The 23,188-nt window shown below is 37.0% G+C and carries 38 protein-coding genes; 2 read left to right on the top strand and 36 right to left on the bottom strand.

Features of this window, described 5'->3' with window-relative positions; genetic code table 11:
* Nucleotides 1-131 precede the first annotated feature (131 nt).
* Both BLT48_RS13310 and BLT48_RS13305 read left to right on the top strand, forming a co-directional pair.
* Nucleotides 132-1,520, top strand: a complete 1,389-nt coding sequence (locus BLT48_RS13310; RefSeq protein ID WP_089978505.1) for a recombinase family protein — start codon at nt 132-134, stop codon at nt 1,518-1,520.
* A 178-nt stretch (nt 1,521-1,698) separates the two neighbouring features.
* Entirely contained in the window at nt 1,699-1,941 is a 243-nt protein-coding gene (locus BLT48_RS13305; protein ID WP_089974666.1) for a hypothetical protein, read from the top strand.
* 81 nt (nt 1,942-2,022) lie between these two features.
* Here the strand turns inward: BLT48_RS13305 and BLT48_RS13300 are convergent, their stop codons facing one another.
* From BLT48_RS13300 to BLT48_RS13955, 36 genes are all read right to left on the bottom strand, one after another.
* Entirely contained in the window at nt 2,023-3,120 is a 1,098-nt protein-coding gene (locus BLT48_RS13300; protein ID WP_089974664.1) for an N-acetylmuramoyl-L-alanine amidase, read from the bottom strand.
* A 2-nt stretch (nt 3,121-3,122) separates the two neighbouring features.
* Nucleotides 3,123-3,389, bottom strand: a complete 267-nt coding sequence (locus tag BLT48_RS13295) for a hypothetical protein (protein WP_089974662.1) — start codon at nt 3,387-3,389, stop codon at nt 3,123-3,125.
* Nucleotide 3,390: 1 nt separating this feature from the next.
* Nucleotides 3,391-3,717 (bottom strand): hypothetical protein, encoded by a 327-nt coding sequence (locus BLT48_RS13290; RefSeq protein ID WP_089974660.1) that lies wholly within the window; start codon nt 3,715-3,717, stop codon nt 3,391-3,393.
* A 70-nt stretch (nt 3,718-3,787) separates the two neighbouring features.
* Nucleotides 3,788-6,139, bottom strand: coding sequence for a hypothetical protein (locus BLT48_RS13285; protein WP_089974658.1), 2,352 nt, complete (start codon nt 6,137-6,139; stop codon nt 3,788-3,790).
* Nucleotides 6,140-6,156: 17 nt separating this feature from the next.
* Nucleotides 6,157-7,722: a phage tail spike protein gene (locus BLT48_RS13280; protein WP_089974656.1), complete on the bottom strand. Its 1,566-nt coding sequence runs from the start codon at nt 7,720-7,722 to the stop codon at nt 6,157-6,159.
* A complete protein-coding gene (locus BLT48_RS13275) occupies nt 7,722-8,651 on the bottom strand; it encodes a hypothetical protein (protein WP_089974654.1) in 930 nt (309 codons plus the stop codon). The genes BLT48_RS13280 and BLT48_RS13275 overlap by 1 nt, the downstream gene beginning before the upstream one ends.
* Complete coding sequence (locus BLT48_RS13270) at nt 8,648-11,050, bottom strand: phage tail protein (RefSeq protein WP_176944142.1); 2,403 nt, start codon at nt 11,048-11,050, stop codon at nt 8,648-8,650. The genes BLT48_RS13275 and BLT48_RS13270 overlap by 4 nt, the downstream gene beginning before the upstream one ends.
* On the bottom strand, nt 11,051-11,428 hold the full coding sequence (locus BLT48_RS13265) for a DUF5361 domain-containing protein (RefSeq protein ID WP_089978586.1): 378 nt from the start codon (nt 11,426-11,428) through the stop codon (nt 11,051-11,053).
* 11 nt (nt 11,429-11,439) lie between these two features.
* A complete protein-coding gene (locus BLT48_RS13260; RefSeq protein WP_089978584.1) occupies nt 11,440-11,697 on the bottom strand; it encodes a hypothetical protein in 258 nt (85 codons plus the stop codon).
* Nucleotides 11,697-12,266 carry a phage tail tube protein gene (locus tag BLT48_RS13255; protein ID WP_089978582.1) on the bottom strand — a complete coding sequence of 190 codons (570 nt, stop codon included), beginning with the start codon at nt 12,264-12,266 and terminating at the stop codon, nt 11,697-11,699. Before BLT48_RS13255 ends, BLT48_RS13260 begins: the two co-directional genes overlap by 1 nt.
* 11 nt (nt 12,267-12,277) lie before the next feature.
* Nucleotides 12,278-12,613, bottom strand: a complete 336-nt coding sequence (locus BLT48_RS13250; protein WP_089978580.1) for a hypothetical protein — start codon at nt 12,611-12,613, stop codon at nt 12,278-12,280.
* Nucleotides 12,614-12,850, bottom strand: a complete 237-nt coding sequence (locus BLT48_RS13245) for a hypothetical protein (protein ID WP_089978578.1) — start codon at nt 12,848-12,850, stop codon at nt 12,614-12,616.
* Nucleotides 12,843-13,181, bottom strand: a complete 339-nt coding sequence (locus BLT48_RS13240; protein WP_089978576.1) for a hypothetical protein — start codon at nt 13,179-13,181, stop codon at nt 12,843-12,845. The genes BLT48_RS13245 and BLT48_RS13240 overlap by 8 nt, the downstream gene beginning before the upstream one ends.
* A complete protein-coding gene (locus BLT48_RS13235; protein ID WP_089978573.1) occupies nt 13,141-13,563 on the bottom strand; it encodes a phage Gp19/Gp15/Gp42 family protein in 423 nt (140 codons plus the stop codon). Before BLT48_RS13235 ends, BLT48_RS13240 begins: the two co-directional genes overlap by 41 nt.
* A gap of 4 nt (nt 13,564-13,567) precedes the next feature.
* On the bottom strand, nt 13,568-13,696 hold the full coding sequence (locus tag BLT48_RS14365; protein WP_267462131.1) for a hypothetical protein: 129 nt from the start codon (nt 13,694-13,696) through the stop codon (nt 13,568-13,570).
* 2 nt (nt 13,697-13,698) lie between these two features.
* Nucleotides 13,699-14,580 carry a phage major capsid protein gene (locus BLT48_RS13230; RefSeq protein WP_089978572.1) on the bottom strand — a complete coding sequence of 294 codons (882 nt, stop codon included), beginning with the start codon at nt 14,578-14,580 and terminating at the stop codon, nt 13,699-13,701.
* 6 nt (nt 14,581-14,586) lie between these two features.
* Nucleotides 14,587-15,054 (bottom strand): phage scaffolding protein, encoded by a 468-nt coding sequence (locus BLT48_RS13225; protein ID WP_089978569.1) that lies wholly within the window; start codon nt 15,052-15,054, stop codon nt 14,587-14,589.
* A 123-nt stretch (nt 15,055-15,177) separates the two neighbouring features.
* A complete protein-coding gene (locus tag BLT48_RS13220) occupies nt 15,178-15,636 on the bottom strand; it encodes a DUF5662 family protein (protein ID WP_089978567.1) in 459 nt (152 codons plus the stop codon).
* A gap of 14 nt (nt 15,637-15,650) precedes the next feature.
* Nucleotides 15,651-15,872, bottom strand: coding sequence for a hypothetical protein (locus BLT48_RS13215; RefSeq protein ID WP_089978565.1), 222 nt, complete (start codon nt 15,870-15,872; stop codon nt 15,651-15,653).
* A gap of 279 nt (nt 15,873-16,151) precedes the next feature.
* A complete protein-coding gene (locus BLT48_RS13210; RefSeq protein ID WP_089978563.1) occupies nt 16,152-17,561 on the bottom strand; it encodes a terminase TerL endonuclease subunit in 1,410 nt (469 codons plus the stop codon).
* A gap of 33 nt (nt 17,562-17,594) precedes the next feature.
* Nucleotides 17,595-18,299, bottom strand: coding sequence for a hypothetical protein (locus BLT48_RS13205; RefSeq protein ID WP_089978561.1), 705 nt, complete (start codon nt 18,297-18,299; stop codon nt 17,595-17,597).
* Entirely contained in the window at nt 18,289-19,548 is a 1,260-nt protein-coding gene (locus BLT48_RS13200; RefSeq protein ID WP_089978558.1) for a phage portal protein, read from the bottom strand. The genes BLT48_RS13205 and BLT48_RS13200 overlap by 11 nt, the downstream gene beginning before the upstream one ends.
* 118 nt (nt 19,549-19,666) lie before the next feature.
* Nucleotides 19,667-19,999 (bottom strand): HNH endonuclease, encoded by a 333-nt coding sequence (locus BLT48_RS13195; RefSeq protein WP_089978555.1) that lies wholly within the window; start codon nt 19,997-19,999, stop codon nt 19,667-19,669.
* Nucleotides 20,000-20,272: 273 nt separating this feature from the next.
* Nucleotides 20,273-20,686, bottom strand: coding sequence for a DUF722 domain-containing protein (locus BLT48_RS13190; RefSeq protein ID WP_176944141.1), 414 nt, complete (start codon nt 20,684-20,686; stop codon nt 20,273-20,275).
* A gap of 11 nt (nt 20,687-20,697) precedes the next feature.
* On the bottom strand, nt 20,698-20,847 hold the full coding sequence (locus tag BLT48_RS13975; protein ID WP_176944140.1) for a hypothetical protein: 150 nt from the start codon (nt 20,845-20,847) through the stop codon (nt 20,698-20,700).
* Between the two features lie 4 nt (nt 20,848-20,851).
* Complete coding sequence (locus BLT48_RS13185; protein WP_089978552.1) at nt 20,852-21,070, bottom strand: DUF3310 domain-containing protein; 219 nt, start codon at nt 21,068-21,070, stop codon at nt 20,852-20,854.
* Nucleotides 21,067-21,261 (bottom strand): hypothetical protein, encoded by a 195-nt coding sequence (locus tag BLT48_RS13180; RefSeq protein ID WP_089978550.1) that lies wholly within the window; start codon nt 21,259-21,261, stop codon nt 21,067-21,069. The genes BLT48_RS13185 and BLT48_RS13180 overlap by 4 nt, the downstream gene beginning before the upstream one ends.
* On the bottom strand, nt 21,258-21,470 hold the full coding sequence (locus BLT48_RS13175) for a hypothetical protein (RefSeq protein ID WP_089978548.1): 213 nt from the start codon (nt 21,468-21,470) through the stop codon (nt 21,258-21,260). Before BLT48_RS13175 ends, BLT48_RS13180 begins: the two co-directional genes overlap by 4 nt.
* Nucleotides 21,467-21,820: a DUF658 family protein gene (locus tag BLT48_RS13170; RefSeq protein WP_089978546.1), complete on the bottom strand. Its 354-nt coding sequence runs from the start codon at nt 21,818-21,820 to the stop codon at nt 21,467-21,469. The genes BLT48_RS13175 and BLT48_RS13170 overlap by 4 nt, the downstream gene beginning before the upstream one ends.
* Complete coding sequence (locus BLT48_RS13970; RefSeq protein ID WP_176944139.1) at nt 21,817-21,960, bottom strand: hypothetical protein; 144 nt, start codon at nt 21,958-21,960, stop codon at nt 21,817-21,819. The genes BLT48_RS13170 and BLT48_RS13970 overlap by 4 nt, the downstream gene beginning before the upstream one ends.
* Nucleotides 21,961-21,962: 2 nt before the next feature.
* On the bottom strand, nt 21,963-22,124 hold the full coding sequence (locus tag BLT48_RS13965) for a hypothetical protein (protein ID WP_176944138.1): 162 nt from the start codon (nt 22,122-22,124) through the stop codon (nt 21,963-21,965).
* A 12-nt stretch (nt 22,125-22,136) separates the two neighbouring features.
* A complete protein-coding gene (locus tag BLT48_RS13165; RefSeq protein ID WP_089978544.1) occupies nt 22,137-22,334 on the bottom strand; it encodes a hypothetical protein in 198 nt (65 codons plus the stop codon).
* A gap of 13 nt (nt 22,335-22,347) precedes the next feature.
* Nucleotides 22,348-22,581 (bottom strand): hypothetical protein, encoded by a 234-nt coding sequence (locus BLT48_RS13160; protein WP_089978542.1) that lies wholly within the window; start codon nt 22,579-22,581, stop codon nt 22,348-22,350.
* A complete protein-coding gene (locus BLT48_RS13155) occupies nt 22,574-22,813 on the bottom strand; it encodes a DUF1642 domain-containing protein (RefSeq protein ID WP_089978540.1) in 240 nt (79 codons plus the stop codon). Before BLT48_RS13155 ends, BLT48_RS13160 begins: the two co-directional genes overlap by 8 nt.
* Nucleotides 22,814-22,827: 14 nt before the next feature.
* Nucleotides 22,828-22,974, bottom strand: a complete 147-nt coding sequence (locus tag BLT48_RS13960) for a hypothetical protein (protein ID WP_176944137.1) — start codon at nt 22,972-22,974, stop codon at nt 22,828-22,830.
* A gap of 31 nt (nt 22,975-23,005) precedes the next feature.
* Complete coding sequence (locus tag BLT48_RS13955) at nt 23,006-23,176, bottom strand: hypothetical protein (RefSeq protein ID WP_176944136.1); 171 nt, start codon at nt 23,174-23,176, stop codon at nt 23,006-23,008.
* Between the last annotated feature and the right edge of the window lie 12 nt (nt 23,177-23,188).

Below are 23,188 nucleotides of genomic sequence, written 5' to 3'. Positions count from 1 at the left end.
TATAAAAAAAGAACACCACTCTCCCCGACCAAAGCGAAAGTGGTGTTCACCATAATATTATGCAAAATGCCACGCTGTCATACGGTGCTATTTGCTTTGCTTAATTTTATCATATATTGGAGGAAAAATAAATGAAATTAAGGGCTGGTATCTATTTAAGAGTTTCCACATTTGAGCAAGTTAAAGAAGGTTACTCTTTACAAGCACAAGAAGAAAGGCTAACTAACTTTGCTTTAGCAAAAGATTACAACTTAGTAGCAAAATATATAGATCCTGGACATAGTGGTGCAAAACTAGACAGACCAGGTCTCCAAAGTATGATTGAAGATATTAAAAATAACAAATTAGACATTATTCTTGTTTATAAATTAGATAGACTTTCCCGTTCTCAAAAGCATACTCTTTATTTAATTGAAGATGTGTTTCTAAAAAATAACGTTAACTTTGTTTCAATGAGCGAATCGTTCGACACTACCTCTTCTTTCGGACGTGCTATGATTGGTATTTTATCTGTGTTCGCACAACTCGAAAGAGATACGATTACAGAACGTTTAACGATGGGTCGTGTAGAGAGAGCGAAAACGGGTTTGTATCATGGAGGCGGTAATTTTACGCCACTTGGATACGATTATATAGATCATATGTTAATAGTAAATGAATTTGAAGCTATGGTGGTAAAAGAAATATATAGTCTATATCTCCAAAAGAAAGGTGTTCGTCAAATAGTTATGGAACTGCACGACAAATATCCAGAACAAGTAACTACAAGAACTAAAATTAAAGGTGTACTCTCTAACCCGCTCTATATTGGTAAAGTAACTTTTGCTGGAGAAATACACGACGGACAACACGAATCAATTGTTGATGAAGAAACTTTCAATGCTGCTCAAAAAATAAGAGATAGCAGAATACTTTATAACTACTCTGGCCACGAACAAAAGGGATTATTGAATGGTAAGTTGTATTGTGGTAAATGTGGTGCAAAATACTATAGACAAGTTACCGGCAGCAAAAAGTATCGATACATTAAATATGCTTGTTCCTCTAAAAATTGGAGTTCTCCAAAACTAATTAAAGATAGAAAATGCGATAATAATAGATATAACGTAGAACAGTTAGAAAATCGAGTTATTGAAAGATTAAAAAAACTAACTTTGAAAGATTTGACTGTTCCAGAAAAAAATGGTGATATCGAAAAAAGGTCAACGATAAAAAAAGAAATAAAATCCATTGATAATCAAATAGAAAAACTAATCGAATTATTTCAATTCGGATCAATAACACCTGAAAAAATAAACGGACGCATTGAAAAATTAAATGTGCAAAAAATTAACTTAGACTTACTTTTAAATGAAATAGATTATAAAAAGGATGAAAAAGTTATACAAGAGTCTTTAAAAAATCTAAATGATTTTAATTGGGAAGAAGAAAATACATTAGCAAAAATAAAAATAATGGACACGTTTGTTGATACTATCACTGTAAATGGCGAACAATTAGACATAGTTTGGAATTTATAGCTAAAAGGATTGCTTATACTAATTGCCAATCCATTGAGCGATAAAAAAAGAACCTACTATAGTAACTAGTAAGTTCTAAACTTTAACGAGTAGGATGATGAATAAATTATAACAAAAATAAATCATTCAAATTAATCTGCGTATATTGTAAGTATCACATTTAAAAGGAGAATCTTAAATGAAGGTATTTGTAGAATTTTTACCACCAGATTTAAGAATAGTATGTTTTAAACATGAAGGATTAAAGATAGAGGCTTTTATATCCGTTATAAAATCGCCATATGTAAATATTAGTTACGAAAAAGATTTATCTACCTATCCTTTCAGAACTATCGATGAAGCTCAATATTTTGCTGACTTAATGATTAATGAGTATTTAGAAAAAATAAAATCTGTAGAAGACTTTTTTGACGAATTTTGAGCAAAAAAATAACCCTACCTCAATTAAGAGATAGGGTTATACTTACTTTTCATAACTGGTCGATTTCGACCACTTTAGAATTTATTTAATTGTTGCTCCAGTAGATTTAGCAGCATAGATTGCTACGTTGCCAAATGCACTTGTTTTAATTTCATAAACATCAGTAGCTAATGCTTTAATGATTTCATAATTCAAACCGCCATATTGTGCTGGTGCTAAGAATCCAACTTCTTTACCAGTAGTATATGGTCCTGAAGTTTTGTAAACTCTCCACGTTTTAGCTGATTTGGGAAGATAGACACGTTTTTTATTAGTGACTGGTTTAGCTGCAGGTTTTGAGCCACCGTTGATAACTTTCATTACTGCATCATAGTTGGAACCTAATGATTTCTTGCGCGCATCTCCATTACCATGTTTACCGGCTTTGGTTTCATTGACAAGTTGTTGAATAGATTTGGTAGCTTTTGGAGTACTTGCAACAGGTGTAGGATTTGCAGTAGGCACTTTAACGTTATTTCCTAAATTTAATTTAGTGCCTACAACAATAATATCAGATTTAAGGTTGTTCCATTTCTTCAAGTCAGCAACAGTTGCATTATACTGTTTAGACAATCCCCAAAGAGTATCGCCAGATTTAACGGTATGCTGTGATTCCTTAGTGTTATTTGAAGGTAAAGGGACAGATACAGATGTAGCTCCTGTTAATTGTTTGTGGTACTTATACCACAATGTCCATTTTCCATCAGTGTTCATTCTTTGCGGGCAATTTTTACCAGAAGCATCATAATGGCGAACTACTTTTTTAGCTGGTACATTGTAATCTTTCATAAGTTTCTGAGTCAACCAAGCAGCGTTTGCTAATGTATTTGGGTGGAAAGTACCATCTTTCTCAGCACACAACTCAATACCAATAGTATTGCCGTTGTTGATACCATCGTCAGAATCATCACGGTCGTCACCAACATGCCAAGCTTTTTTACCTGGAGGGACAACTTCGTAAATAGATGTTTTATCAACAAAGTAATTAGCAGAAGCTCCACGGTTTGTCTTTTCAAAATAGTCAGCATTATTTTTAGCTGTCTGACCTAGGACGCCCGTATCGTGTTCTACGATGTATTCTACTTTAATATTTACATTGGTGAAGTTTACTTTTGTATGTTGTTTTTTGATTTCTACCATGATTAAATTCCTCCTTTAGTTTGGTCGTAAGAGTTAAATGCCCCAACGCTCGCCCAGCCTGTCAAAAATCCAGTTAGCAACGATTCAGCAAGTGGTAGGTCAAATACCAAAGCAATTGCACCGAACAGAACCACGCCTACCACGAGAGCAAATACGATTACCCAAATGCCTGATAGTTTGCTATTTTGCTTCACAACTTCTGTGATTCCGGAAACAACAATGCTTCCTCCAATTGCTGATAAAATTAATGTTGTTAAAATACTTTCCATATTAAATTTCCCCTTTTCTCCAGTCTTCTAAGACCGTGATTCTTGTTTCGTGATTGTTTAAAATCACATTGTGTTTACCCATCTGCTTATTCAACTGGATTCTATCTTTTTCGCTTTCAGCTAAATTGTGATTCAACAACTCGATTGACTTCGTTAATGGTTCAACGGTCTTTTTTAACGACTCCGAATTTTCTCTCTGAATCTTTTCGGCCATTCTTTTATCGGGATCAGATACTAGTTTTTTGTAAACCCAAATCAACGCACTACCAATTACTGTGAACGAACCGATGAGAGTTGCTATTTGTGACACATGTACACTCCATTCCAATTGCTGACCACCTTTCTTTTGCATAATAAAAAGGCAACCGATTAAGGTTACCTTTATCTAATACTGTCTTTTATAATACATTTGAAGCTATAACAAAATGAAACTGAACGGATGCTAAAGGTGAATTTGCTGCTATCTCATGACCCACAAAGGGTTGGATCATTACCTTTCCGTCTTTTTTTACAATGACGGTCATCATTTTGTTAAACGGATCTATATTGGTGACTAAAGCCATCTGTATAGATGATGCGATAGGCGCATAATCTAAAGGTATTGTAAATAAAAGAACGCCTGCAGAGGCTATAGCACCTGTACCCAATTCGTATCCGCTTATTTCGGTCAATCCGTTTCCTAAATATTTGTAGGAAGCAGATCCCGTCCAGCCGTTTTGTAGTGAAACGGTCACCCGCTTTTTATTACTGACATCAACTGACTGGTTTCCGGTTTTGCTAGTTACATATTGATTAACGTAAGTTAAGTGGTTTCCTATCTCCTTGTTCAAACCGACATCCGGTTCATTACCTGCACCGAAAATGACAGTTAAATCAACAATCATTGGTTCAATAACATCTATATCTGCGGTCCCGCTTGGGTCACCATAAAAACTAAACCCAAATCTTCCACCGTCGTCTAACACAATTCCAGAAAACGTTTCTTTCATTTTGACAATAGAGGATACATTTGTCCAAGCTTCCGCTGGAACTAATGTGGAATTTGATATGTCCGTGAAAGCAGCAGGGCTGGAAGGCACGGTTAGCATCGTACTCAAAGGCTTGCTTACTCGTAATCTAACTTTTAACAAATACACGTGTGACGGAATCCAATCTTTGTAATTGCAGTGAACGAAAAACGGTTTTGAAAGATCAACGCCTGCTGCTGTCAAAACAGTTTTTTGACCGAATGGAGTAGCTTTAGTTGTGTTTGTCAAGACACCACCGGTTTGATAAGTTACTGCTAGCGTATCCGGACTTAAGTTTTTGTAAGCAACGCCGCTAGTCATCAATTCTGTATAGTCTGAGTTTGCCTTGTCCGCCTTTTTATAGCTAGAAGAAAACGAAGTAGACTTGTCGAAAAATAAATCAGAGTGTTCTTTTCCTTCTTGGTACTCGCTGAGAGAATAGCGATTGCCTTTAAAAGTCACGGAAGTGTTTGTTTTGTTTGATCGTTTTAGTGTCATGCTTTCACGTACTACTTTTCCAAATACAACGGGCGCGTTATGAATGTATTCAAACCAGTTGGTTTCAAAAACCGTTAACTCCGATTCTGTATCTACGACGACGCCATAGTCCACATTTTCGATTGTCGTATTCGTAAAGATAGCATTACGAAAATCTTCCATCACGATTCCGTACTTAGCGTACATGGCTGTTAATTGATTAAACGTATTCACATTACTAAAAATAGGTGACGAAATTAAATCAAACGAAATGTTGCAATAGGGTGCAGCGACGTTGTCCATTTTTGCTTGAAAAAGACAATCTCCTCTAACTCCTACGCTAAAGCCTTCGGACCTTATGTTGGTAAAATCGACACAAGCGCCCCATGCGGGAACGCCCGCTATTAAGTTAGCCATTTCAATCCCTACGCCCACTCTTTCTTGATCGCCGTCGTGTGTGTTGTTTGATACGACGTTTAAGTTTCGAGCTGTGACTTTTTTAGCAGATCCGTTCGTGTCTAGGAATACCCCGTTACTTGCTAGCAGCGTCGCCCCGTTTCCTTCAAGCGTCACTTTTCGTTTTGTGTTTAGCCGTTTGCCCGCGTCTCGTACATAGTACCCGCTGCCTTGAAACTGGATAGTAGGGACGTTACTGTCAAAGGCTTTTTGAATGATCGAAAAGTTATCTATGTCGTCGCCCCAGTAGTTCGGCTTTGCACCCAATTGGTTGACGTGCACTTCTTTAACAGCTACTAATTCGGCATACAACCCACCAGCTAGCGTGTGTGAAAACGTTCCTTCATCAATCAATACGGTATCTGTTACATGATATTCGGCTGCCCCACCATCATTCGCTTCGTAATAGCCTTTGGTATAAATGACGTCTCCTTTTAGATAGTTTATGGTCTTCATAACCGCCACCGTATCCGCAAAAAAAGTTTTTTGTGCTAATTGTTTTTCTTTTGCATTCAATCTAGCGTCCAAAGTGCCGTACTTTCCAGCAGCTACAGCTAGTTCAGCACCGTTTGGACTAGTAGAACGTGCATCTTGTTGTGCCGCTGAAAAACCGTCTTGTAACCGTATTTGGTCTACCTCAATCGCTAGTTGTCGTTTTTCTATTTTAACTTCTAAATCCGCTTGTCTATTTCCTGTTTTACCAATTCCTTCTGCTATATCCGGGCGCATTTTTTTCATGTACGGTTCTGATAATATACTTGATTGTAGTTGATTGATTCTTGTGCGATACTCTTCAGTTGTTTCTACCAAATCTTATCACTCCTTATCTATACTGTAGGGTTTTCTAAAGCTATTATTCTTGCCATTACATCGTTTAAATCAATTCTACTACTAGTAACAACTAAATCCAACTTAACCTTATCGGTGGCACTTAAAAGACCACTCTGTGATTGAGTCGCTTCTCTCAAGTTATCTAACTTGATTTTATCTGCCGAGCTCATTAAACCATCACTTGAACTGGTTGCTGCGCCATAACTGACAATTTTGTCTCCAAGATTATCAATAGCTGTTTTCAGATGATTCAACGCTAAACTTGTTCCAGTATCTGCGTCAATTTCTAACGTTGTAGCTAAATTATTGTAAGATAGTTGCATAGCGTTGTAGCTTGCTGTAATTTCAGTGTTTGATTTTTTTAATGTTGCTATTGTTAGGGATTGATTCGTTACTGCTGTTCTTAATTTATCGAATTGCTTCAAACCTTTATTAGCTTCAACTTGATACTGCGTTAATGTCTTAAACTTATCACCTATCGTTGTTTTGATGTCCAACGGATTAACGATATTTAAATTCTTTTGAACGACTTGTAACGGCTCATTGATAACAAATATAGGGTTTTCAACTTGGTACCAATCTCCGCGAACGATACTTTCAGCATCTAAATCATTTAAACTTAAATCAAGCGGCGTTAATTCAAATGCATTCTTAGATGTTTTTTGACTAGCTAGGTATTGCTGTCCTCTATTTTTTACAATATTTGGCTGGTTAACATCGTCAAACGTGATGGTTTTTTCGATAATACCAAACTCAGCAATCAGTTTCACATCATCGATATAATCTAATCCACCATTGACTGTTTTGATATCTACCCTTGCTTTACTAGCGTCAGTCGAGCCTTCATCTTCACTGTCGATTTGAGCGCCTAAAGGAACCAATCGAGTGATAACTTCCGTCGGATCAATCTCTCGTGACATGCTTTTTAGGTTACGTTTTAAATTGATTGTGGTTGTGGACAGTGTTCCTACTTCTGCTAGATAATCTAAATACAAACCATCTGCTTCATGCCGAACGACTAAATAACCGCCTAATCTATCGATTAGCTTATCTTTGATTGTGTCGTAAGTGCTTTCGTAACCTAAATATCGATACACGTTATCGGTCGTATTCGTAACAGTAACATTACCTAATTTAAAGCGTTTATGAGCTTCAACTTGCGAATTGTGATTATCTAAAATAATTTGTAAGAATTGTGCTATGGTTTTGTTATGAATCTCATCATGTCTTTGAGAAGAATCCAATAAATAAGCTAAAAATGATTCACATTCATATTGAATCGTAAATAATCCACCTGCACTCATGTTTTGTTTTGGCTTTAGTATTCTACCCTCAAACTCATTTAAACCTGTTTTTATATTCATTACCTTTATCAATGTGGTTAACGGCTTAATTTTTCCCCAACCAGCGTTTCTAGGATTGATTGTAAAGTCCATTGAGTCAATCCCTTCAACAACTTGCTGAACGCTACCAGATGATACTTTTTGAGTGTTTGCATAAGTAGAATGAATAAGTGTTCCAATACCGTCGTTTGGTCCATCATAAACAATTACTCGATACATTAAATCACTTCCTTGTGCATTTCAATTTTAATGTCCGCTGCAGTTCCGCTAGCAACAACTAAATGGTTGTATCCGACATTTATTCTAAAAAGATCAGATTCTGTTACACCAGTAAATAAATTAAACACCTCATTGCCACGAATGATCGTGATTGGTCCAGTCGCTGTAACTTTAGGAATAATTGAAGCTACTCCGTTATTAAATAAATCAATTTTTTGTGCGCCATTCTGTGTTTGAACAATATCTTGTTCGATTACCCACTTATTTAAACCACTTAAATAATAAGAGTAACTACTAACAGATTGGCTTGTTGTTCTTTTATCAGTAATTGTATAAGATTGGCCTAATAATTGTTTCGCTATGCTCTCAAACCCATCATATTGAGTGGACCATGCTCCAATGGTTCCAACTTCACCGATTGGTAATGATTTAAATGTCGTTCTCCTTAATTCAAAACTAGTTTTTTGATAATAATCAGACACATCGTAATCATCCCAATACGGACTACCTTCAATTGTTTTTTTTATTTTAAACGGATAAGCATCGAACGTTAGCGTGTAAGGAGCTTTAAGTATCCCATCATCGCTTTCTAATTTAACATCTACGCACCTCGCCATATAATAATGCATATGCTCTTTGTCGTCATATAATGGCATATAACTTCCACTTAATAACCAGTTTTCTAACATTCTTTTATTAAAAGTTTTATTGCTATTGTTTAGTTCTTTACCGTTAAAAACAAAAATTAGTTCTCTATTTTCGTATAGCCGTTCGCCAAACAAAGCAATTGTAAAATCATAGTCTCCTTGCATACCGATAACAGAATCTTTAATTGGAATATCTTCAGGAGGTGGTGTAGAACGTTCAACTAATTTTAAATTTGGAAATTCTTCATTAATATGTTTTCCATTAAATATAAACCCACTCATCGGCCATACCTCCTGTTCATATTCGCTTCATTACCTAAATATTGGTTAAATGCTGGAGCTAACTTTCCAACAATCGTTCCATCTTCCAAAACAACAGTTAAGTTACCTAAATTTTTTAATAATCGAATCATTTCTGAATTGTCGTTCCCTCGATAATTACTTGAAGAAAGTTGTGCTTTAAACTGACTAGCTGATAGTCCATAAACAACATTTTTCGTTGCTTCAAACGTTGAAGGTTCTACACTAAACTGGTCAGATAATGCTCCGGCCATTCCGGAAACTGTCTTTTGCACGCTTTTAAATTTATCTTGCAAACTTGAATTCAAACCGCCCATGATAGCATCACCAGCGGGTATCAATAACTTTCTATCGTAGTCAATCGGGCCTTTGTTATCAGCAATCCAACCTGCAATACCTCCAACAAAGTCTGTAACTTTACCCCAAGTTTTTTTCAATCCACTGAAGAAACCATCCATGATTGCTGCACCTGCACCACTTATGTCGATATCTTTCAAGCTGTTAAATACATTTTTAACAGTATCTATCGTTGATTTGATTGATCCAGATACACTCGAAATAACGTTTTTCATTCCGTTAAAAGCTCCAGAAATTCCTGAACTTAGTGAAGTACCTGTACTTTTCAATCCGTTAAATACGGATTTGATACCGTTGATTACTCCGCCAACTGCTCCTCCTACCGCGGATATAACAGAACGAATGCCGTTCCAAGCGCCACTTAAAATAGCTTTAAGAACACCACCTGCTGAACCTACACCACTGAATGCTGATTTGATAACATTGATAACAGCTGAAATTCCCGAACCGGCAAGAGAGATGCCGTTTTTTATATTTGACCACGCACTAGTTAAAATAGATTTTAAAGAATTTCCTGCTCCGCCTAAATTCATGAAGAACCCAATAACTGTCCCTACCCATGTAGCTACTGTGGTTAATGCTGGAACGATTGCTTTAAAACCATTAACTAAAACTGCAATAACTGGAGTTAAGAATCCTATTACTGAAGTAATCGTGTCGAATGTGGCTGAAATACCCATTAAAACACCTTTTAATACTCCACCAATAAATGCACCTACAACTTGTAAAACTGGCATTAAAGCACTTGCTAAAACAGATATTAACGGTTGAGCCGCATTCCACATTCTAACAAATGAAGCAACAACCATATCAATGGCTGGAGCAACAATTGCCATCATCACGCTAAAAGCATTTGTTATAGCTGGAACAATAGCCGAAATTAATGTTTGGAGTCCGCTAAAATCTAGTTGAGTAAAAGCAGTAGCTATTGTGCTAATGATTGGAGAAATGGCACCAACAATTGTTTGAAACAAGAGTGGTAACTGTCCAAAAGCTGTCTTAAATGCATTGATAACTGGAGCAATGGTTGTCATAACTGTTGCAAGTAAACCGCCCATACCTCCAGTTATTCCAATACCTAAACTATTTAAAAAATCAGTTCCTGCCTGCATAAATAATGGAGCAGCTGATTGGAATAATGTAGCAATGGCTCCTGGTAATGCGGATAAAATATTCTTTACCATTGGTAAAAAGTTACCAAATAAGAACGTAGATGTGGTTGTGGCCAAAGCTTGTAATGCTGGTTTAATATCTTGACCTAGTGATAGACCACCCATTACGTTTGCAAAAGCTGCTTTCATTGAATCGAGCGACCCGCTGAATGTTGCAGCAGATTCTTCAGCTGTTGTTCCTGTGATACCCATTTCTTCTTGTACTGCATGGATAGCATCGTAAACGTCACCTAAATTGCTTATATCGTATTTGACACCTGTTAATTTCGTGGCATCAGCTAAGAGACGTTCCATTTCCGTTTTTGTCCCACCGTAACCAAGACTTAAATTGTCCAGCATCGTATAATTCTGCTTTGCAAAGCCTTTATAAGCATCTTGAATACTTTCCATCGAAGTACCCATTTTATTTGCGTTATCGGACATATCTATTAAAGCCATATTTGCAGTATCTGCCGCAGCTTCAGTATCTCCACCCATAGATTGCAAAAGACTCGCACTAAAACTTGTAACAGCTTGCATATAAGCATTAGAAGACAACCCAGCTGTTTTATAAGCTTCGTTTGCATAGGCTTTTACTTTATCGCCGCTACCTTTAAATAGGGTTTCGATACCACCTAAAGATTGTTGGAGTGCTGCACCTTCTGTCAAAGACTTTCCAATAATTGCACCTAAAGCAACACCTGTTGCTGCAACTGCCGCTACTGCTGCTATTTTTAATCCTGCACCTAACTTACTACCTGCACTTTTACCAGCAGATTCAGCTTCTGGATCAAATTGTTTTTGAATAGAGCCAGATATACCTTTAGCTGAAGGCATAATTTGTATATAAGCTTGACCTAATTCTGTTGCCAATTATTTTCCTCCTTTCGTGTTTTTTAGGAGTTCATTTCTTCTGTTTGTAAAGTCCTCGCCAGAACTAAATGCAATCACATTCTTTTCTTTTGGTTGACTATTTGTAATCACGTCTACTAATGAATCTGGTCTGTTGACACCTTTTTGACCGTCTTTGGTTTGCCACCACATCATCGTGCTTAATTTATCACTGATTCCAGCCAGTAAAAGAGTGTCTAATTCGACAGGTTGTTTGTTCATCCTCATCTTTATGCGTGAGTTATTCCTCAAACCAACAGAAAAAACAGCTACCATTTTTAGTGGCAACTGTCTGTAATCGTATATGTGATAAGTTTCTGCGAGGTCACAAATCAGCGCATCCTCGTCAGTTTTTATCATTCTAGCAAGGACTAAGAGTTTTTTGTTTCAACCATAGATTGGAACATTTCTGTGATTTCATCAGTCAACTTATCAGCTGGAACAATTCCATCTTCGGTTCTTATGTGATCTTTCAAACGATTGGTATCTTCTTTTCCTAAGAGCAGTTTTAATACTCTTGTAATGGCAGATGGATCTTCATCAATTTCGCTAACAGCTTCTAGCAATTCATAGTTGTTCAATCGATCTTTAGATAATTCAATTTCGAATCCTGATTTAGTTTTTACCATTATTCTTCACCGCCAGCTGTTGGTTTTTGAATGTATTCGTAATGCGTGTTACCTGTTGTATCTGGCATAGCTGCAATAGTTGTTTCGTATCCAATTGCATCGGCATCTGTGTAACTAATTTCGCCAATCTCTGAAACTTTACCATTAGGGATAACGATACGTTTTAAAACGCCTGCTTTAAGGACCACATCCACAACCAGGACATGTTCTTCTAGTTCTTTTGAGTTTGCTTTGATTACAATGCCTGTTTCTAAAGTTCCATTAACGTTCTCAGAACCATAGATTTCTTTCAAAACGTCAGCGTTAGTCGCTTCAATCAATGTGTAAGTGAATGTATCTTCTTTTTCTGTTTGAACAGATGCAACGATATCTCCACCCCATGCTTTGATTGTTTCGGATGAAGGTGTGTTTGAGTTCGTTAAACCGTCTTCTGAGATGTAACCTAAACTTTTAAATGTAGCTGCTAAGTCTGTAATTGCATCTGCAGGTAATGCTGTACCTAAAGGAGCTGAATAAATTGCCCCTCCTACTTTCGGTTTAGCTGTTGAAACATTTGCTGTTTGTGCCATTCGTATTCCTCCTAATAATGATTAATATCAAATACCGCTTGGTATCTGTATTCTTTTGTTGTTGTGTCTGTGAAATTATAGTCGCTGTTTAATCTAACCCCACTGATTTCATTCAATAAGATTAAATTTTCAACGACTTCTTTTAGTTCTTCATTTAATAATGCTACTTCATACATCGTTTTAGCGTAACTTTGAAATGCAAATGTTGCCGAAGGTAAATAATTGCTTTTCGAGCTGCTTGTCTTCTCGAAAACGACATACCTATCAGGCTTAGTTGCCGGTAATTCCAAAAAAGACGGTGCAGACAAATGACCGTCGAGAAATTGTTTTATGATTATCTCTATCATTTACCGCACCGCCTTTAATAAAGTATTGTTATTGTAATTATCTTTTTTAGCTTTAGTTGTTTCAGCACGAACCATTGCATTTGCACGGTTTTTACCAACATAAATATCTTGTTCGTAACCATCGCCACATCTGTTTTTGACATCAGTAGCTTTCTTTTCGAGAACGCTTTGCATTTCAGCTGATTTTAACAAGCTTGAAACACCACTACTGTTTAATTTGAATTGCATTTTACTCATAACGCTCCACCATAACTTTCTTGTTCCAATCTAGTGGGATTAAATGTTCGATTCCTTCAAGTGGAATGCCAAACGTTTTCCATCTTTGATTAAAAAACTTAACTTCTTTATTTTCCCAATTGTGCGTATCGCCTTTAGGGATTGCTAAAGTGTAAACGGCTTTCCGACCTGTTAAATCAAGTTGATTGACCACATCATCGGATGATGTAGGACTAATCAACACATTTTCAATAGGTATTTCAGCATCAGTAAAGATTGGATTACCAAAAGGATCTTCATTAGATTTAATTTTATCCACTAAAGTAATCGTTATGCCTTTTATCTTGCTCATAAAAATCAATCACCCCATAACGTTGACGGCGCAAACCTAATCTAGCTAGTTCTGTTTTTTTGATAAACAAACCGCCACCAGGCACTAAATAAGAACCTGACCAGGAGTAACCTAGTGCAGATTCAGATGCCTGTGTGATGGGTTCTTGATTAGTGGATGTCATAAGAGTACGAGCAACGACATCGACTGTAACGGATTTAACAACACTTGCATAAACAGGTGAAGCTGCAACCATTAAATCTAAATCTTTGCCCACACTATCCGCTTCAACCCGAAGGCTGTTAGAAATGACTTCTAGTAGCGATTCAGCACGTTCAATTTCTTCTACGGTCAATTCTCTCCAAAGTCGGTTAACGTCTTCTATGGTAGCGAAATCAAGCATGTAATCACTCCTTTGTTTTACGAGGTTCTTTCTTAGGCGCTGGTTTCTTATCTTCTACAGGTTTGAAATTTTCGTCTTTAATTTTATAAGGGATATCAATGATATCCCCAGTTTTAATATTTTCGTATTTCATGATTATGCACCTGCTTCAATAACGCGAGCAAAGTTGTTAGGCTCTAAAATACCCCATCCAAGATAAAGTTCAGCACGAATGTAAACTTGGTTGTAACCTTTTAAGTCTAAACCAGAATTATCAGGGTCACCAAAGCGGATAACTTCCATAGGAATTTCTTTTGCGTATCCCCATTTGAATGAACTAACGAAATCGCCAATAACTGCCAAATCAGTAGACATATCAGAAACAGTTTTGTTAACGTCCACACGAACACCGTTCAATGTAGCAGGTGCGCCGCCCCAAGCTAATTCAGGGAACATTGCGTTACCATCAGTTTTAGTCAATCCAGCTAAACCAGTGCGGAATGCAGGAGCGATTGCTAATGCACTAACTTCTCCACCAGCTTCTTGAACTTTACCAACAGCTGTTTCAATGTCTGCATTAGCATCAACTGTAGCAGTTACTGTTTGAGTTACCAATCCGTCAAAGTGGTTTGTTCCGATTACAGCAGAATTAGTTCCAGATCGTGGGTTAACACCGTGAAACGCCATTAAATCTAAACCACGAGCGACTTTTTTAGCAAATCCATCGTTAAACGCTTGTAAAATACTGATTTGTTCAGCTTCAGCAGCATATAAAAATTCATCAGAAACACGCGCACCATATTCTACTTTGATTGGCACGATTGTACGAGGCGCTAAAGAAATACCACCATGTGTTTTCTTGCCAGATTCTGCAACAACATCAATTTCTGAATCCATTGTGAATACAAATTCTTTTTGACCATTAAATGGGATTGGAGTTTGTCCAGACAATACTGCTAACGAACTCTTTCCTTGTACTTTCGATACTAAATCTGTTACTAATGTTGGTTCAAATAAACTTCCTCTTTCTAATACCATAATTTGTTACTCTCCTTCTAATTTCAAATTTTCTAACATATTTTTATACGGTGAAGTTTTATCGTTCGTTTGTTCTGTTGGTTTAAGCGGCAATGGAGCAGGTTTGCCTACGAATGAAGCGAACTTCTCAGCATCTGCTTTGATTTCTTCTTCTGTTTCACCCGATAAACGACCTGCCAAATCAAGTGGTAATCCAGCTTGACTAGCAATGCGAGTTTTTAAAGTATCTACTTCGTAACACTTAACTTGTTTTTGTAAATCGCCTAAAGTTGATTCTTGTTGCGTGTATTTATCATTCGTAGCAGTCAACGTTCCATTCAATTCTTCGATTTGTTTCTCGAGAGTTTCCTTAGCGCTTTTCAAATCGTCGTAATCGGTAGGTTTTGCTGCTTGAATAGTTTTGCCATGTTCAGCCATTACTTTATCAATCGCTTCTTTTTCTAAACCTAAACTTTCTAAAAACTTTCTATCCATAATTCATTTCTCCTCTTCGTTTTTTTGACGGTGCAACGACACCGACGGCCGTAGTTGAGGTTTAACGACATCCTACTTTGGTCGCTTCAATGCAATAAAAATAGCCACCCACGAATGAGTGACTTAATTTAATACGTTAACAGTATTTTTAAATATGTTTTTCAAATCATCTGAATATTTAAATCTTTTCTGATTAATTTCTATTGATTTATTTATATCCCCATCTTCATGTCTTTCAGTGGCAGCTTTCCAATCGCAAAACATTTCAATTACATCTAGTAAATCCATTCCTTTGATACCATTCTCATAATGTTCTGGATGGTGACTATTGACTTCATAATGATGTTTTAACGCAACTTGCATACCTTCTAAATTTTTCTTGTATTCTTCAGAACCATAAGTGCTACCAGCTAATTTAGGTGTGAATTTAACAAACGTCTCTAGTTCTGGAGATTTTAGTTTTGAATCATCATGAACTTTTGCACGTTTATCTAATTCATCTATAACACTATACAAATGTTTTCTAACTAGATTTATATGTTTCACAGTGTCTGTTTTACATCGCTCTTCTGCAAAGTCCATTATTTCAACTCCTTTTATTCTGCCATATAGCCCACAATATCCGCTTTTGCTATTTCTAACATTCCCAATGCTTCTAAAGAACTTTCCCAACTAAAACTAGTCGGCACATCGCTATTCTTCATTTTACGAACGATAACAATTGATTCTGTTTCGCTTGAATATTTCAAAGCATTTTCTAAAACATCTTTAACACTCATACCACGTTCTTTATGTTGTTTAGCTTCTGCAAAGTCCATTATTTCAACTCCTAATATAATTTAGATACGGCATATTTCAGCATTGGATCACTTCCTATTCTTCAGTTTGGTATGTTTCTGAATAGATAAGTCATCACCACCCTTAATAATTTTTATACGTTCAGTATTTAGTTTTTCCGCATTTCTTACACTTGTCAAAATGACAATAAGGATGTCCGTACAATTCATGGTATTTATAGTCGTGTTCACATGTTATTTGTTGTTTTATAAACTTATGAATGAATAAACGTAAATTACCTATCATCTAAACAACCACCCTTAATATTGAATCTTTTGTTTTTTAATTTCTTTAGCCGTCACACATGACCAGTTCGCAAGAATCATGCTTTCCATTAACGCAATATCAAAATCATCTAACTGTGATTTATATCCAAATCCTCCTTGTGTTCCGATGGTTCGTTTTTCGCTGTTTGTTACGACCTCAGAGAGAGAGGGTTGACCTGCATGCGAAATATTCTCTTGAAATAACGATTGTTCAAAAGTAGAACTCGCAACAATGTACTCTTTTACTGTGGGCAATAGTGGTTTCTTTAATTTAGCTTTCTTCATATCTTCTGCTAGGATATTTTGACCACTCGCTCCATCAATAACAACTTCTTGAACATCTGCCTTAAGTAAGAAATCAATAAGCCACTTGTTACCGGTGCGAATCGAACGACAATCAATAGCTTCAACAAACACTTTGTCGTCATCTGTCTTGACCGCGATGGATAAAGCCACATTGGTGCCATCATATCCGTATTTAATACCAGCGAATAATTTGCCTTTAAGTTTAGGCAATGCCGGCACTTGCAATCTGTCCCATTCTTCTCTGCTAATAGCTGACTTAAGATTGTATTTAATCCAAAGTCCTAAACGTTGAATATTAAAGTCTATTTCATCGCCACGTACTTCTGATTGGATATTACGCTCAGATAAACGCAAACCTAAACTTGGATTCGTTTTATACCACAATTCAACGTCACGCATTTCTGATTGCTCTTCCACACTCCACTCGGCCCAACCTGTGTCGATTGAATCGCCTTCAAAAACCATATTTCTAAGGTCATTAAAAATCGTACCGCTTGAAATTGGCGTAGGTGGCGTTCCACAATAAACAGTCTGTGGGTTCTGACTTGCAGCGATCGTATACATCAATGCCGATTCTTGGTCTGTGGTGTATTCTTGCGCTTCATCAATAACCAATAAGTCAAAACTTTCTCCCAAACCACCAGATGACGTTCGGGTCCTAAAGTCAATACGACCACCGTCGATTAATTCAATACTTTCTCGACCAGTCGCCTTAATTTTATTGAAGTGTGTTTTTTCTTCCAAACCGCTTGATTCCATAATGCCTAACAAACGATTAAATGCAGCAGCACTGGTAGTGGTTCTGTGGGCCGTGTGCAAAATTCGTTCGCTTCGTTTTAATCCTTCAAATTCACGAATGGCCACCACTTCATTTTTACCGTTTTGCCGTGGGATAGAAAAACCAAACTTTAAATGCGTCCACAATCCATCGTCATTTAAACCCATCATTGGATTAACTAGATTCTTTTGCCAATCGTAAGCTTTCCGGCCCGATTTCTCATAAGATTCAACGGCTTCATCTGCTATCGTTTCTTGATATGGCAAAAACAGCTTTTTAGTTGGCTTCTGTGAGCCAATTCGCTTTTCCATTTTATCCATTCCTTTTTTTAGCCTTTTCCTAGCCTTTAGGAACTATCGCCATTCTTTCGTCCATACGTTTTGTCGTTTGCTGTCGCTTGGATCGTATTCAACTGTGCATCTGCATCTATCGTGCCGTCTGTACACATCTTCAGGAACATCCGGGTACTTAAAAACACCAGCTACCTCTTTGCACCAACTGCATGCATTTGCTCCATCAACAGTTCTTATGATTTTCGGCGACAAACCAGATTGAGAATGAAATTCCGCATTCTCTTTTATCGAATCATCTACAATGGATTGAGTAAAATTTACAATCGGTTCTTTTAAAATCCATTTAATTTCTTCAAATACTTCTTCATTCGATACACGTTCGATTAATCCATCAATTCGATCTTGATTTAATTTAGGTGCGATTCCTTTAATCTGGAAACCGGCTTTTACATTTAATTTGCCTTGAATTTCAGATGTTGCTGCAGAAACCAATGCGTGATTTGTGTTTAATGTGTCATTTAAGATGCGTTCTGCAATGTTGTAATACATGCGCCCATCAGGCAAAGTATCGACAGTTAAAAAGCGATTGAAAGATTTAGCTAGAAGCTCACCTATCTCAATCGCATACTCATTTGCATCTGAATAACTCGCATTACCGTTTTTGATTAATTCTGAAATAGCTTTTAACCGGCTGCTTTTACGCATGTTTTTATTGAAATCTTTTTTTATGTTTTCTAGCAATTCAGGTACGATATCATTGTCCACTATTAGCACCTTCTATCCCTGTCATGTCACGCAAGTTTTCTTTATCAAAATAGCCAGGTATTGCTTGATTGACTTTGATTGCTCCATCACCTAATGAAGAAATAGTTGATGCATCTGGCTTAAATACTGGTTCCCATTTAGCAGTTGTTAGATAAAATTGATTACGTTTATAAGGAAAACCATCACGCAAACATGCCGCTAGATAACCCACATTCAATAAACCTAACGCGAAATCCCTTTGCGCTTTTTCTGCTTGCAATCTTAATGTTTCATGACTTGCCTTAATCGCTTCAGCAGACGATGGATTGTCAGTAACGAACCCTAAGTCATCCACTGTTAACCCTGTTTCTCCAGCAAACCCTGCGGCTGCGGTACGAAGTTGTTCGGTAAATGGCGTCATAGAAGGAACGGTAAATTGTCCGATTTTAGGACTATCTCCATCTTCATCTTTTGTAAATTGAAGCATTGAAGAAACAGTCGCTTTCCATGTGTCCATCGGTTCAGCATTTTGAGAGAGACCAACTACATACTTTTGCGGAAATGAATAAAATTCTGCCGTGATATCAGAACGTTCTAAGGTGCGTTTTGCATATTTTTGATAATACAATGCAGAAGGTGTAATTCGTGAACGACCAAAAGGTTTGTTTGAATCAGACCTGTGAATGATAGGCACTAATAACGGATAACCTGCATTGTGTGGGAGAGAAACGAATAAATCTCCATTCTTATAATGGTCAGTTCTATCTGGCAAGAAGTGTAATTCTTCAATTGGATTTCCAAGATCATTTCTAGCTAACACCGCATATCCTTCTGTCAGCAATCGAGTGATAGGATCTAATACGCCAGTTGCATCCGAACCTTGAATAACTTGCAAACGCGGTACTTCTTCATCGCCTTGTGAGATATAAACAAAACTACACGAGTTTACGAGGGCGGATAAAATAGCATCATCGAAAAAAACGTCCGAACTATTCATTTTAAAAATGTCGTTAATGTTGAACGTATCATTCGCAAATTCACGAAAAACCAATCTGTCAGATATGCTATCAACTGCCTTTGCACACCAACCAGACGTTGCGCGGTACTGTCGGCGAAGTTCTGGCGGGATGGTGATGCCTACTTCTGCGTCCACATCTTTCATGTCGTAAACCTTATTGCGATATAAAGCACCTCGCCTATATTGGTCGAGTTTTTTTCTTAAATAATCAAGTCCTAGCACTGTTTTCAACTCCTTTTCGTTTACAAACATAACCCTCACGAGAAAATATGTGCAGTAACAGCTGAATGACGGAAACATTTCCAAGATAGGGTACCACGCCCCCATACTTCACGCCTAAGCTATCCTGCGTTTAATTTAGTGTTGTTACCTATGACTTGTATAAAGTCCAGTCACAACTCTGTGGCAGATTTCTATTGCCTATTATTTTTGGTTCTTTTTTTTCTTTATTATTAAATAGTTTGTCTGACTTCTGTCTGTTGCAAGTCGCGTGAGTTAGTTGTAAGTTATCTATCGCACTTGGATGACCGCCTTTAGCCACTGGTACGATGTGATCAATCGTTGGAGCCAAAGGATGTGGCGGTTTAAGATTGATATCTACTGGCTTGCCACAGATACCACAGGTTGATTGAGTCTTGATGATTATCTTTCTGTTCTTATCAAACGCAACCCTGTGTGCTCCTTGCCTGTCTGCTCTTACCATGGGGTCACTTCCTTTTAGGTGGTAGGGTATATAAAAAAGCACCCACCGGAGTGAAGTGCTTTAAATAATAAGCGACATATACAGACTGTTTCCGCAATCCATAATAGGATAATGCGGAATCGAACCGCAATGTTTGAATCTCATAGCCATTTATCCTACTTACTCAAGAGAGTCGTACCGAATAATTAAATACAATAATGTGATTTCCTACGCTCTCTTGATAATACAAATATACCAGTTATTTAAGTGTCGAAACGTCCCTATATCCGCACTCTATATTGGCATACCTAACTTCTTAGCTATCTTCTCGAACACGACGTTTCGAATCTTTCTGCAATAACTTTCCGAGAAGTTGGATTCTAAAGCTACACCAGTCCATGTATACTTTCTAGGACTATCAATGTAGTAAAGATAGATAACCTTTCTTGCATCTGGTTCTAATCCTTCTAACACTTCATCCACTACATTCTTTGTACGGTTCAAGTTACTTATCAGCATATCGTCAATAATCGTTACAGCGAGCCTTTCAGTAGGATTAGAGATAGTACCTGCAGAAGAACCACCAATGTTATCATCTGGAATACTAACTGGATAAGTAATCTCTTCAACACGATTCTTTATGTGTTTATCTATTTCATTGTAATCAAGTAAGGTTTGTTCGATGAATGAATAGGTTCCTTTTCTCAAATGCGTTCCTCCTAGTCTAATGGATTAGTTCCTGCATAATGCGTTTCTATTTCCTTGTCCGTTTCGTTGACTTTTATCCGCTCATTCACTTTCAGCAAGTCGTTCATGAAATCAATTAATTCTGGATGTTCTACTTTTGTCAAATCGTATTCTTCTTCCACGCTATCAGCTCCTATTTAATTCGGTTAGTTTTCTCAAATAAAAATCAGCTTTTTGCAAATCATCTTCTGGCGTCCCTTTTTTGTCATACCTCGTTAAATACTTAATCGCATTAATCCGGTAGAACCCTTTCAATTCATCATCGCTGAACTGAGCTTCTGCAAATCCTATAACGTCTATGCCATTTGAATGATAGTGGTCTGGTTTGTTGATAATGTCATTCATTCCATACCCTCCACTTCTTCTAATCGTCTGCCTAATAAAAACTCGATTTCCATCCACGCCTTCTTATTACCTTTCGCAAATTCAATCGTCGGGATCGGTTTAAGATGGTCGATTGCTGTTTGTTGTTCATGCTGTTTTACTTTTGCGTACGATTTAACGTCTTTCAGGAATTGCTGTTCTGTTAGTTTCATTCGTCCCCACCCCATCCATTACTGCTATTAATCTGCTCTAACTGCCACTCATACCCATTCGCTAAATTCTGGCTGTCTACTAGCTCTGATTCAAGTCGATGGTTAACGACTGTTAGGCGTGTATTTTCTATCAGCATAAACGCGAATCCGATTACTAGGACAAGAAATAAAATATAAGTTAATAGATTCGATACGGTTTCTTTACTCATTTCTTACCAACTTTCTCAGCGTATTTATTTACCTTCTTATCTATCCCTTGAACGTACTTAGGCGTTCCAAATTTAACAATTGTATTCTTTTTAATTCCCGTTTGTTCTGCTATCTCATTCGCAGTACCAGTAGCTATTACTTTACCATTCTCATATAAGTCGTAAATAGAATTTGGTCTTTTTTGGCGTGGAGATTTTTTTAAGCTAGTGTATTCACCTTTTTGATCCATAGCAGTTAACTCATGGTCTGCACGCAATCTGATAGCCACCACTTGTGGATCGTTGTAATCTAATTGGTTGAAGTTTTTGATTGCGTTTAATTGGTCGTAAAATTCGGTTGATAGTTTCATAATCTCACCTTACTTTCCCACAAGATTTCTGTTTTAGTAACATTAGCCAATTTCATTGCTTCTTTTTCATTGTCAGCAATAATGGATATGATTCGTTGCTTTTTATCAGCTAACGTTAACTTCATTGTGTATTCGTACATGGTTATTCCTCCTCTTCGTCTGATTCGCAAGATATTACAAATCCACACATACCATTTACCCAAGTTTTGCTAGCCGGTTCTATCCAATTGTCATTTAATTCTAAACATACTATTTCATTGTCTGGAACATCTTTAATTAATTCTCTTAATTCTCCTACATTCATGATTTTTCCTCCTTAGTCGTTATCCTCGCGATATTTAACATGCCCCACTATGCTGTTTCCATACTTGTTTTCGAAATAACAGTCTCTTCCGTTGTTATCAAATACGAGTTTAGCAATCATTACAGTTCCATTCCAAAGCACTTGAAACAGATCTCCTTCGCTAATTTTTGAAGGAGAGTTTTCATCTAAATATCTCCAATCGTTCCCCATATCTTCTCAGCCCCTAATACTTACTCGTTTTCTTTTTATTCAATTTCGCTGGTCGTCTACCACTTTTCGGACGATTCAATACTTCTTTCTCTGTCATGAATCCTAGATAGTAGGCTCCTGCATAATTCGATACCGCCTGTGCTAGTTTGTTTGGATAGCCAACTAAACCGTTAGCGTAATCTATGAAAGAATATGGTGGAGCGTTTTTTGGGTCTGTGCAACGGTAGAAGTGGTAACGTTCATTCATTTGGCACCTCTTCCGCAAACTGAAAGTATCGTGAATCGACTGCTTTTATTTCTTGTTCTGTAAATTCAACTTGCCAACCCATACCCCATTTATTCGTCCATCGTTCTGGCATAACTGGAATATGGTCTAAAAAATTATAAAACTCGTCTGAAAATTTCGATTCAATGGACTTAGCCAAATAACAATTCTTAACATTTGGCAAAATTACATGATATTTCTTTTCTTTACTCATTTCTCTTCCTCCAATTAAATTTTGTAAACGACCATAACCAGTTCTTCACCCCGAGTGCCTGTTATTTTAATGTCCACTATTTCAACATCTCGATTTTCCCAAAGCCATTCATTTACCATTACATCAATGCCGCAATAAACTCGATAAACTTTTTCGCTCATCTATTCTTCCTCCAATTCAATAGCAATCCGTCTATTCTTTATGCCAGTTATCTGCACAAAATACTGAAACTTGATTATTTGCTTTTCGACCTTCATTCATTTGATTGCATTTCTTTTTCGCGGCATCTTTGCTTCTGTAAAATTTATTGTGTGCAGGAAACATGACAACTCCGTCTGTATAGGCAACGATATAAACTTTCATTGTTTTTCCTCC

The organism is Carnobacterium viridans (assembly GCF_900102725.1).
Lineage (GTDB): Bacteria > Bacillota > Bacilli > Lactobacillales > Carnobacteriaceae > Carnobacterium_B > Carnobacterium_B viridans.
Note: the sequence above shows the minus strand (reverse complement) of the source record. Positions and strands in the feature narration are given on the sequence as shown.